The organism is Mesorhizobium sp. L-2-11 (genome assembly GCF_016756595.1).
Classification (GTDB): domain Bacteria; phylum Pseudomonadota; class Alphaproteobacteria; order Rhizobiales; family Rhizobiaceae; genus Mesorhizobium.
The window spans coordinates 89,124-101,518 of the sequence record NZ_AP023258.1 but is presented as its reverse complement, the minus strand read 5'-3'; the positions used below and the strand labels follow the sequence as shown (position 1 = coordinate 101,518).

Annotated in this window: 5 protein-coding genes and 2 pseudogenes; all 7 read left to right on the top strand. The window is 63.4% G+C overall.

The window, feature by feature from the left end:
- The first annotated feature begins 4 nt into the window (after window positions 1-4).
- Window positions 5-397, top strand: a complete 393-nt coding sequence (locus JG739_RS32020; RefSeq protein ID WP_202367794.1) for a DUF3085 domain-containing protein — start codon at window positions 5-7, stop codon at window positions 395-397.
- 138 nt (window positions 398-535) lie between these two features.
- A pseudogene (locus JG739_RS32015) lies at window positions 536-5,652 on the top strand (lactate dehydrogenase).
- Between the two features lie 676 nt (window positions 5,653-6,328).
- Window positions 6,329-6,682: pseudogene (locus tag JG739_RS32010) on the top strand (ParB N-terminal domain-containing protein); the annotation flags it as partial.
- A 330-nt stretch (window positions 6,683-7,012) separates the two neighbouring features.
- On the top strand, window positions 7,013-8,170 hold the full coding sequence (locus JG739_RS32005; RefSeq protein ID WP_199202975.1) for a tyrosine-type recombinase/integrase: 1,158 nt from the start codon (window positions 7,013-7,015) through the stop codon (window positions 8,168-8,170).
- Window positions 8,160-9,971 (top strand): hypothetical protein, encoded by a 1,812-nt coding sequence (locus JG739_RS32000; RefSeq protein WP_199202922.1) that lies wholly within the window; start codon window positions 8,160-8,162, stop codon window positions 9,969-9,971. Before JG739_RS32005 ends, JG739_RS32000 begins: the two co-directional genes overlap by 11 nt.
- 3 nt (window positions 9,972-9,974) lie before the next feature.
- On the top strand, window positions 9,975-11,849 hold the full coding sequence (locus JG739_RS31995; RefSeq protein WP_199202923.1) for an integrase: 1,875 nt from the start codon (window positions 9,975-9,977) through the stop codon (window positions 11,847-11,849).
- On the top strand, window positions 11,839-12,321 hold the full coding sequence (locus tag JG739_RS31990) for a hypothetical protein (protein ID WP_199202977.1): 483 nt from the start codon (window positions 11,839-11,841) through the stop codon (window positions 12,319-12,321). The genes JG739_RS31995 and JG739_RS31990 overlap by 11 nt, the downstream gene beginning before the upstream one ends.
- The last annotated feature ends 74 nt before the right edge of the window (window positions 12,322-12,395 follow it).

Sequence of the window (12,395 nt, the reverse complement as noted above, 5' to 3'; positions counted from 1 at the left end):
AACGATGTTCACCTTCCCACTGCACAAGATGCGCGAGATCATCGCGCGCGGACGTGCCGATGCGGCTGCCAATGGCGGCTTCCGCAATCCCTACTACGGCCTCCGGCCCGGCGAGGGCGAAAAGCCTGGCCTCTGGTTGGTCGGCGACGAGGGGGTGTATTTGTTGTCGAACGGCATACTCGCCGAGGGCCAGAGGGCTCTCGTTTGCTATGCCGACGAGTGCAATCCTTCCACCAATCCCGACTACTGGCTCTACAAGCGCCAGCATTTCGGGGGCGATGACGGGATCGACTTCATCGACGCCGAGAGCCTCGACGCCTTGATCAAAGCCACTCGCGGCTGTGTGCAACTGCGTATCGTGTGCCTACGCAACGAAATGCAGATCTACGTGATCTAAACGGGCTGATTATCCGTGAGCCGCGCCCATCGGCTCCGCATCAGCGCAATCCCCACAATCCGCGCACGCCTACGGACTGGACCTCTCCAGCAGGTCCAGCAGGACGTCGACGTGCGCCTTCACTCAGGAGAAAACCTCATGTCGCATGACGACCCCTTCACCCTCGATATGTTCGGCGGCACGTCGCTTTCGTCCGGCTTCGGCCTCGATGTTACGGCTATCGCCAGCGATTTCGCGGCGGATGACGACGACGATGATCCCACACCGTCCTCACCGGCGCCCGGCGCGCCGGCACAGACCATCGGGCGGGGAACCACTTCTGGTTCCCGACGCGGCCAGAATTTCTATCTCGAGGCCGAGCGAAGTCTTGCCCGCGGATGGAAAGAGCGCGCCCGGGACAACATTGCGGCAATCCGGCTGGCCGCTGAGATCGAGGCGGAGGAACGCCCGGCCACGCCGGAGGAGCAGGGACGGCTGATCCGCTTCACTGGCTTCGGCGCGTCCGATCTCGCCAATGGCGTCTTCCGCCGTCCGGGCGAGGTCGATTTCCGCGAAGGCTGGGATGAGATCGGCTCGGCGCTCGAGGACGCCGTCAGCGAGATGGACTACGCCTCGCTCGCCCGCGGCACTCAGTATGCGCATTTCACGCCGGAGTTCATCATCCGGGCGATCTGGATCGGGCTGCAGCGCCTCGGATGGCGCGGGGGCCGCGTGCTGGAGTCGGGCATCGGCACGGGCCTGTTTCCGGCGCTGATGCCGGAGATCCTGCGCGATGTGTCTCATGTTACGGGCGTTGAGCTCGATCCGGTCACGACGCGCATCGCCCGGCTGCTGCAGCCGCGGGCGCGCATCCTCACGGGCGACTTCGCCCGCACCGAGCTGCCGGCATATTTCGATCTTGCTATCGGCAATCCGCCGTTCTCGGATCGCACGGTGCGCTCCGATCGGGCCTATCGCTCGCTCGGCCTGCGGCTGCACGACTATTTCATCGCGCGGTCGATCGATCTCCTGAAGCCGGGCGCCTTCGCTGCCTTCGTCACCAGCTCAGGCACTCTTGATAAGGCTGATAGCACCGCCCGGGAGCATATCGCGAAGACGGCCGATCTGATCGCCGCGATCCGCCTGGCCGAAGGAAGCTTCCGCTCGGACGCCGGTACGGACGTCGTGGTCGACATCCTCTTTTTTCGCAAGCGCAAGATCGGCGAGCCGGAGGGCGACCTGTCCTGGCTCGACATAGAGGAGGTGAGGCCGGCGACCGACGATGAGGGCGCTATCCGCGTCAATCGCTGGTTCGCCCGCCATCCGGATTTCGTCCTCGGCACGCATGCGCTCACCTCCGGACCGTTCGGCGAAACCTATACCTGCCTTCCTCGCAAGGGTGAGGCGCTCAACACGGCGCTGTCGGCCGTTCTCAATCTCCTTCCGGAAGCCCGCTACGACGGCGAACCCACGCCGATCGATCTTGATCTCGAAGATACAGATGACCAAGCTGTCGTTGATCTGCCTTCGGATCGCCACGTACGCGAGGGCAGCTTTTTCGTCGACAACGCCAAAGGCCTCATGCAGGTCATCGACGGTGAGCCTGTCGCCATCAAGGTCCGCAAGGGCCGCAGCGGCGACGGCATCCCGGAAAAGCATGTCCGGATTATCAAGAAGCTGATCCCTGTACGCGATGCCGTTCGTGAGGTCCTGAAAGCCCAGGAGCTCGACCAACCATGGAAGGGCCTTCAGGTCAGGCTGCGCATCGCCTGGTCGAGCTTTGTCCGCGAATTCGGGCCGATCAACACCACGGTCGTCTCCGTTGCCGAAGAGACCGAGACCGGTGACGTGCGCGAAAGCCATCGGCGACCGAACCTTCAGCCGTTTGCCGATGACCCCGATTGCTGGCTGGTGGCGTCGATCGAGGACTATGACCTCGAAAACGACACGGCCCGGCCCGGCCCGATCTTCACCGAACGGGTAATATCGCCGCCTGCACCACCGGTCATCGCCTCGGCTGCCGATGCGCTTGCCGTCGTGCTCAACGAACGCGGTCGTGTCGATCTCGACCATATCGCCGAGCTGCTGCATCGTGATCCTGATGATGTCGTTGCCGAACTCGGCAGCGCCATTTTCCGCGATCCGTCCGACGGCTCCTGGCAGACGGCCGACGCCTACCTGTCCGGCTATGTCCGCGACAAGCTGAAGGTCGCGGAGGCCGCCGCCGCGCTCGATCCCGCCTATGAGCGCAACGTCACGGCTCTGCAGGGCGTGCAGCCCGCCGATCTCCAGCCCTCGGACATTACCGCGCGGCTCGGCGCACCGTGGATTCCCGCCGCCGATGTTGTTGCCTTCGTCAAGGAGACCATGAACGCCGACATCAGGATCCACCATATGCCGGAACTGGCGTCGTGGACGGTCGAGGCACGTCAGCTCGCCTATCTCGCGGTCGGTACGTCCGAGTGGGGCACGGGCCGCCGCCATGCCGGCGAACTGCTCGCCGATGCCCTCAACAGCCGCGTGCCGCAGATCTTCGATACGATCAAGGAGGGTGACAGCGAGCGCCGCGTGCTCAATGTCGTCGATACCGAGGCCGCCAAGGAGAAGCTGCAGAAGATCAAGACCGCCTTCCAGAACTGGATCTGGTCCGATCCCGACCGGACCGATCGGCTGGCGCGGGTCTACAATGATCGCTTCAACAACATTGCCCCGCGAAGATTCAATGGGGACCATCTGCAACTTCCGGGCGCCTCTGGCGCCTTTTCTCTTTACGGCCACCAGAAGCGCGGCATCTGGCGCATCATTGCCTCGGGCTCGACCTACCTTGCCCATGCCGTCGGCGCCGGCAAGACGATGACGATGGCGGCCGCTATCATGGAGCAGCGCCGGCTCGGTCTGATCTCCATGGCGATGCAGGTCGTGCCCGGTCATTGCCTCGCGCAAGCGGCGCGCGAATTCCTCGCGCTTTATCCGAATGCCCGGATCCTTGTCGCCGACGAGACGAACTTCACCAAGGACAAGCGGGCGCGGTTCCTGTCGCGGGCGGCGACGGCGACCTGGGACGCAATCATCATCACCCATTCGGCCTTCAAGTTCATCGGCGTCCCGTCGGCCTTCGAACAGCAAATGATCCACGACGAGGTCGAGCTCTACGAAAAGCTCCTGCTCGACGTCGACGACGAGGACCGTGTGTCGCGCAAGCGCCTCGAACGGCTGAAGGAGGGCTTGCAGGAACGACTGGAGGCGCTCTCCACCCGCAAGGACGACCTGCTCACCATTGCCGAGATCGGCGTCGACCAGATCATGGTCGACGAGGCCCAGGAGTTCAGGAAGCTCTCCTTTGCGACGAACATGTCGACGCTGAAAGGTGTCGATCCGAACGGCTCGCAACGGGCGTGGGATCTCTACGTAAAGTCCCGCTTCATCGAGACAAAGAACCCGGGCCGGGCGCTCGTGCTCGCCTCCGGCACGCCGATCACCAATACGCTCGGCGAGATGTTCACGGTCCAGCGGCTTATGGACCATGTGGCCCTGATGGAGCGCGGCCTGCACGAGTTCGACGCCTGGGCGTCGACCTTCGGCGATACGACGACTGAGCTCGAGCTTCAGCCGTCCGGCAAATACAAGCCGGTTTCTCGCTTTGCCAGCTTCGTCAACGTGCCCGAACTGATCGCGATGTTCCGCTCCTTCGCGGACGTCGTGATGCCGGAGGACCTGCGCCAGTATGTGAAGGTGCCGGCGATCTCGACCGGCAGGCGGCAGATCCTCACCTCGAAGCCGACGCAGGCGTTCAAGCGCTACCAGCTGGTGCTCGATGCCCGGATCAAGGCCATAGAAGAGCGCGAAAGGCCGCCGGAGCCGGGCGACGACATCCTGCTCTCGGTCATCACGGACGGTCGTCATGCGGCGATCGACCTGCGTCTGGTCGATGCCGACAATGACAATGAGCCGGACAACAAGCTCAACAATCTCATCTCGAATGCTTTCCGCATCTGGAAGGAGACGGAGGAGAACGCCTATGTCCGGCCGGACGGCAATCTCTACGAACTGCCTGGTGCGGCTCAGATGATCTTCAGTGATCTCGGCACGATCAGCGTCGAGAAGACGAGAGGATTTTCCGCCTACCGCTGGGTACGTGACGAATTGGTCCGCATGGGCGTGCCGGCGAACGAAATTGCCTTCATGCAGGATTACAAGAAGACCGAAGCCAAGCAGAGGCTCTTCGGCGATGTCCGTGCCGGAAAGGTTCGCGTCCTGATCGGATCGTCGGAAACCATGGGGACAGGCGTCAACGCTCAGCTCCGGCTGAAAGCGCTCCATCACCTCGACGTGCCCTGGCTGCCCTCCCAGATTGAGCAGCGCGAAGGCCGCATCGTGCGCCAGGGCAACCAAAACGATATGGTCGATGTCTTCGCCTACGCCACCGAGGGTTCGCTCGATGCGACCATGTGGCAGAACAACGAGCGCAAGGCCCGCTTCATTGCCGCAGCACTTTCCGGCGACACGTCCATTCGGCGGCTGGAGGATATGGGTGAGGGCCAAGCCAGCCAGTTCGCCATGGCCAAGGCCATTGCCTCCGGTGATCAACGCCTGATGCAGAAGGCTGGGCTCGAAGCCGACATTGCCCGGCTGGAGCGTCTACGCGCCGCTCATATCGACGACCAGCACGCCGTGCGTCGCCAGATCCGCGATGCCGAACGCGCCATCGAATACTCGACCCGGCGAATTGCCGAGATCGGTAAGGACATCGAGCGGTTCGTTCCGACCGCAGGCGATGCCTTCGCCATAAGCGTCGTGGGCAGGGCGTACACCGAACGCAAGGAGGCGGGCAGGGCGCTCATGAAGGAGATCCTGACTTTGGTGCAGCTTCAGCACGAGGACGATACCGTCATCGCCTCGCTTGGCGGCTTCGAACTGGAATATTCCGGCGAGCGCTTCGGCAAGGATAGCTATCGCTACACCACAATGCTGATGCGCAATACGATCTTGCGGTGACGGTTACGCCGCTTGGAGCCGTCTCCCGGCTCGAGAACGCGCTCGACGGTTTCGAGGGCGAACAGGAGCGCTATCGCCAGCGTCTTGCCGATGCGCGCCGCAGGCTTGCCTCATACCAGTCGCGTAATGGGGAGGCCGAATTCGCCTTTGCTGGCGAACTCGCCGACAAGCGCCGGCAGCTTGAGGAGGTCGAGGAGGCGCTCGCCGCGAAGAGCAGGTCGATGCCGATCGCCGAAGCTCAACAGGCTCTTGCGGATGGATGCGACATTCACCTTGCGTGACACGTCGCCCCAACTGGCGATTACCCTTCCGTCCTGCAACACCATGACCGCGGTAGGTTTCAAGCTAGTGGCGTACGTCTGCGCCGCTTTCAACCCTTCGACGGACCAGCCGGATCGGCGCTTTGCCAGGGCTGCGCTGACGCGGCGGCCCCAAAGAAAAGAAAGATGATGATGAAGACAACGAAGCTCATGAACGACCTTGGGATCAAAGCCTGAAATATGCCGAACCGTGGAGCACTATTGTGATGCCAGAATGGCTTCGTCAGATACTCCACAAGAACTTGGTGTCGTGCCTCAGTTGTCGGCCCACCGAAGGCATTGAGCGAGATCACACTTTTCGCTGCCATCTGTACATGAGGCGCAGCTGAATGTCGTAATGGCCGTGTGTTCCCAGTGTGAGGGAAGGAAGCTTCAAAAAAGGGGAAGAGGGAAAGGATGAAAAATGCCCGCTCGCAGATCGGGCGGGCCGCTGACGCTTGCGCTCAACCGCGCCGCTCGCGATCCCGGCCGCGTCGTCCTTCGCAGGGCTGAGAGCCCTGCTTGTCCTGCCGGGCAGGGATGCTCGGCCGCAGTTGCTCCGGCCCGTCCGCTCCGCGGGCCGGGGGGTGTCTTCGGGAAGAAGACGGAAAAGGACCGGCCAGATGCCGCGTCTGCAACCGCTTGAAGGAGCATCCCCATGGAACTGAAGTTTGTCGATCCGCGCGCGCTGAAGGAAAACCCGGACAAGGCGAGGCATTCGAAGTCCAGTCCGCAGGCTGACGCCTTGCTGCTGGCGACCATCCGCGCCGTCGGCATCGTGCAGCCGCCTGTCGTGGCGCCGGAAACGGATGGTGGCAATGGCTATGTCATCGATGCCGGTCATCGCCGCGTGAAGCAGTCGATTGCGGCAGGCCTCGAAGAGATAGCCGTGCTGGTGATCGAACGCGCCGAGGATGGCGGGGCGATGCGCTCGCTGGCCGAAACGCTGGCGCATGAGCAACTCTTAGGTTCTGTGTCGCAACTGTCCTGTTTGGTTCGCATGGCCGTCATGGTTCCGGGCGATACTGGCGGGGCATATCGAGGAAGGCACGTAGACGTCCGGGTCAAGCGTTCCCGCAGCGTAGCGAGGACAACGCTTGATGCGGCGGCGACACCACAAGCTATTTGATGGGGTGTAGACGAAGTCCTGCACCCCTGCCACGTGGCGAACGGGAGAGCGCGAGGGGAACCCCTCGCAATCAAAAGAGAGAAGTGCGCCGAAGGCGCTCCGCTCAAGATAACATCCGGTTCGGGAAACTGTCTTCTTTGTTGCTGTGCAGGGGGTTGCGCCCTGTTCTGTGTCTTTTGCCGTTTGGGACGGCGGCGAGCAAAGAGGACAGATGTGGTGCGGATCATCAAGGCAGCGATGGGCTATGCCGCCATCCCGGCGGGCTTTCCGATTCTGGTATCGGAGCGGATGGCGATCATCGAGCCGGCATTCGCCTGGCTGATGGAACTGGCGACGATACCGGGCCGCAGCCACGCGGCGGAAACGGTCCGGACCTATGGCGAGCATCTTCACGACTGGTTCGACAGTCTGGAACAATCCGGTCTCGATTGGCGCGGCGTGAGCGAGGCTGAGATTGCGGCCTGGCGCAACCGGATGCTGTCGCAGCCGAGCCCGCATACGAAGCGACCCTATGCGCGCTCGACGGTGAATGACCGGGTTCGCACGGTCTGCCGATTCTACGGGTGGGCGCAGGGCCGCGGCTGGATCGAAGTCTTGCCGTTCCACTTCGTCGACGTTCGCGTGGGTTCCGGCCGGAGGCAATCGTTCCTCGCGCATGTGAAGGCGCGGCCTGGAATCGCGGCGGCGAACATCCTGACGGTTGCCGAACACGAGCGTTTGCCGAGGCCGCTGCGGGTCGACCAGTTGCGCCGGGTCTTCGCGCATCTGGTCATGCCTTATCGGCTGATGGCAGAATGGGCGCTGGCGACGGGATTGCGGCGCAAGGAGCTTTGCGGCCTGGCCGTCTTCCAGGTTCCGGAGACGGCGCATCTGGACGACGAGGATCATCCCCTGATCGGCGTCCCGCTGACGATCACCAAGGGCGACAAGCCGCGCACGATCTACCCGCCGATCCGCCTGGTCGACCGGACGCAACGCTATATCGACGAGGTTCGCACGCCGCAGGTCCGGGCGTTGCGTCGTCAACGGCCGGACTATCGGCCGCCGTCGGCTCTGTTCCTCAACACCCAGGGAAACGCCGTCAGCAAGGCGCGATTGACGGCGGCGTTTGCAGAGGCGTTCCGCGCGGCCGGGGTGACGGGAACCTTGCATTACCTGAGGCACACATTCGCGACGACCATGCTGGTGCAGCTGCAGCGGCAGGCAGTGACCACGCCCGACCTCAATCCGCTGAAGATCGTGCAGGTCCTGCTGGGGCACAGTTCGATCCAGAGCACGTCGATCTACCTGCGCTGCGTCGAGCTGAATGCGCGGGACCTCGCCGACAGCATTGACTATCTCTATGGCGAGCTGATCCCAGATGGCCATTAGACGCGAGCGCATCGACCGGAGGCTGTCGGCTGCGGCGCCGATCGTTCTGGATCAGCCAGCCGATACCATCGTCGTCTTCCGTGACGGCTGGGGCGAGGTCACAAAGCGCTACGATCTCGGCAGGCTCGGATTGCCATCGGACATCACGATGCTTCTGGCCGACGCCTTCCGTCATCATCATGCCGCCTCGAGCCGGGACACGCAGCGTCATTGCTGGATGGCGCTGCGGGCGTTCGCGCGCTTCGTGTCGGAAGACGGTCTTGTTGTGTCGGTCGACGATCTGACCAGTGCGATGGTTGGACGCTATATCGCGTGGCTGGATCGCCAGGTCGCAGGACAGACGAACCAGCCCTGGTCGAAGGGCTCGCGGGCGAATGTGCTGATGCAGCTTCGCCAGATGATCGACTGGACGAAGCGCCGGCATCCGTCCCGGCTGCCGTCGCGGATCGACTTCCCCTGGCGGGTCTGGCCGAACCGTAGTGCCGATCCCCGGGCTCGTCTCGGCGGCGATGACCTCAAGGCAATCCTTCGTGCGTGCTACGAGGAAATTGACGAGGCGTGGGATCGCTTCGAAGCGGGTCGGACCATCCTCGCCACGAGCGGCCCGGTCGATGGCGTCGATCCCGAACTTTGCGACATGGTCCGGGCGCTTGCTCGAGTGAATGACGGCGTCCTGCCGTCCCGCACGCTTGCGCTCCGCAGCCAGGTCAGCATATCGGCGGTCAACCGCCATGGCGGGCTTCGTCATCTTGGCGGCTATCTTCACCTGACCGGCGAAACGGTCGTCGCGTTCTTCATCGCCATTGCGATCCAGACGGCGGGCAATCCGGACGCGCTGCGGATGATGGCGCGCGATTGCCAGGTGGCGCATCCGCTCGACGAGCATCGCGTCATCGTCGAATGGGCCAAGCCCCGGGCCGGCGCGAAGGTGAAGCGCGCGCAAAGGCGATCCTTCGATTGCCGTCGGCGACATGCGGCGCCGAACCTGATTGACCGGTTGCTGGCGATGACGGCGCCGCTCGTCTCCCGATCCAGCCGGCAGGACCGCAATCGTCTGTTTCTGGTGAAGAGCGAGAAGAAGGACGCGGTGACGCTGATTGCGGAGGCGACCTTGTCGCATGCCCTGAAGCCGTTCATCAAACGCTCCAATGCCCGCATCGCCATCTGGAACAGGGCCGCACCGGAACGCGCACGTCAACTCTTGCCGGATTTTGCCGCCATTCTGTTGCGGGGCAGCGTCGCCACCGAATACTACAAGGCGTCCGGCGGCGATATCGTCGCGACACAGGACGTGCTCAACCACGCCCGCGTCGATACGACCGAGCTTTACATCAAGGGACCGCAGACGCGCCGCATTCAGCGCGAGACCATCGCCCGATCGCAGGCGCTGATGCTCGGCTGGATCGTCGGCGCGAAGGCGGACGGCGAGGATCAGGCGCAACGCGACCGGATTGCGCTGGCGAGCGATGCGACGGTTCCGTTCAGCCATGATTGCCTCAACCCGGCCACGGGCATAGCACCGGGATCGGCGGCTGGCAGGATCTGCCGGCACTTCGGCGGATGCCTGCGCTGCCCGGGACTGGTTATCCCGATCGATGCGGATCACATGGCGCGCGTTCTTCAGGCCAAGGAGGAACTGGAGCGCGCGCGTGAACGCATCGATCCACGCCGCTTCGAGCTTCTGTATGTGCCGAGCCTGCGCATTCTCACCGAGAACATCCTGCCTGACTTCCCGGAACGACTGCGCGAAGAGGCCGAACGTCGAATGTCGACCCTGCCAACCCTTCCGGCGCTGGAGTGAACGATGCAAGCGTCCACAGCACCCGATCCTTTTGCCGCGGCAAGGCCAGCACTCCGGATATCGGCGCGCTCGGTGTGGTCGGATCAGGTCTGGCATCTCGACGGCCATCGTCCCGGCGCAAACCGGAGCGACTTCTCGCTCGACTGGGGCTTTGCCCTTGCCGACGACAGCCGGTTCAGCGATCCGCAATGGGCTGACTGGCGAGAGGCGGCCAAACTGTTCCTGTGGAGCCTGAAGCTGGACCCGCCTCCAGGTCGCCGCAACGTTCACGAGTCGACGATCGTCCGTGTCTTCAACACGCTGCGGATGCTGATCCGCTGGATGGCGGCGCAAGGATACCGCAGCTTCGCCGATCTCGATCGCGATGCCTGCGACAGGTTCCTGGCATCGATGGCGCAGCGTCCGGGCAGCAAGCCGGGCAAGGCGGTGATGACCGTGACCCTGCAACATTATGCAAACTTGCTGACATGCCTGTATCTTCAGGGTGCGAAGTTCCCCGAAGTGGCGATCGACGATCCATTCCCGGGGATCGCGCCCCCGTTCGTTCGCCGTGACCGGGGCTGGCTGCCCTATACGCCGGACGCGATCGCCGTGCCCCTGGTCTCGGCGGCGCTGCGGCTGATCGGGCAGGCGGCCGACGACGTCATCGCTTTGCAGCTGCAGGCGCAGACCACCTATGACGACGCGCTTGCCAAGGGGATCAGCCAGACGAAGGCCGGCTTCATCGTAACCGACGCGATCGCGCCGTTTACCTTCTCGACGCTGCCCGGGGAGGAAACTCCCTGGTATGAGGCGCCCGTCACGAGCACCAAGCAGGTGCGGTATCTTGCCAATCGCATTTACGACGCCTGCTTTGTCGTGATCGCTTATCTTGTCGGCGCCCGGGTCTCGGAGATCCTTGGCCTTCAGACCGGCTGTATCGAGCAGCATCGCTCCGGCGATGCCGGCGAGAACTTCGCCTATCTTGCCGGACAGATTTACAAGACGGCGCGCGGTGTCGATGGCCAAGCCCATCGCTGGGTTGCTCCAGCGCCGGTCGAGCGGGCGGTCGAGGTCATGGACCGGCTGTCCGCCCGCCTGCGGGCACAAAGCAGGCGATCCGAGCTCTTCCTGGTGACGGCCTGCACGGGGCTCGTCGGCCCTGCCGCCCGGATCAGCCTGCCAATCGTCAACACGATTATATCGCGGCTGAACAATCAGTTTGCGCCGTTCATCGGCCTGCCGGACCACGAGGGCGAACCCTGGCACCTGAACACCCATCAGGGCCGAAAGACCTTCGCCCGCTTCGTCGGCAAACGCGACCGGACCGGCCTGCATGCGCTTCAGGCGCACTTCGGTCATGTCACCCGGGCCATGACCGATCGCGGCTATGTCGGGACCGACTTCGCGCTCGACGACCTGATCGACCGGCATGCACAGGAGGAAACCCGCGCTGCCCTGGAAGAGGTGCTGACGGCGACTGAGCTTGCAGGCAAGGGCGGACGGATGATTGCCGAGCGCTCCCGCTTCCGCGGGCGCACGCGCGACGGCGATGTCCAGGCCTATGTCTCCTTCCTGATGGCGGAGACCGACCTCAGGCTCGGTGTCTGTGACTGGGGTTATTGCGTCTACCGTGTCGAAACCGCGGCCTGCTTCGGCGATGAGCGGGGACCGAACCCTGTGCTGAGAACCGAAAGCACCTGTCTGTCCTGCGCCAACTTCGCCGTCACAGCCAGGCACAGGCCGGTCTGGCAGGCGCGCCGGGATCGCAATGCCGGCCTTCTCGATCACCCTGGGCTGGACCCGATCAGCCGGAGACTTGCGGAAGTCCGGATTGCCGAATGCGATCGCATTCTTGGCGATCTGGATCATGGAAAGGATGATCGCGATGGCGCGTAAGACCAGCAAAATGCCGGCGCTGACGCCTCACGAAAAGCGGCTACGCAACACGAACCGCAAGCTGCGGGAAGCTCTGGAGCGGTTGGTAAAGGGGATCCCCACACATCCGGACCTGCAAAAACGATCCTACCGCCTCACTGTTGCGACGCTCGCGCGCGAAGCGCACGTCGGCCGCAACGCCATCTACACCAACCACCGGTCGATGATCGACGAGTTGCGCCGCGCTAGCGATCGCAAGATCGTCCCCGAGAAGCTGGCAGCCTGGGAAGACAAACTCGCCCAGCAGCGAGCTCTGATTCAGGTCTTGCAGATCGAGGAAAGACGCAGGGTTACGGAGAACGCCGTACTGCTGAAACGTATTCTCGAAGCCGAAGCGGAGGTTGCGCGGCAGAAGCATCACAACGCCCGCCTGATTGCCGAACGCGATCGAGCTGTGAAACCAGTGCCGCTCACCCGCGGGCCAAAATCCTGACGTCGTCTACGGTTGCCACTTCGTGTCGCCATGCTCGTCGAAGGAAAATTGTCTCCCCATCGATTGCCTGCGAC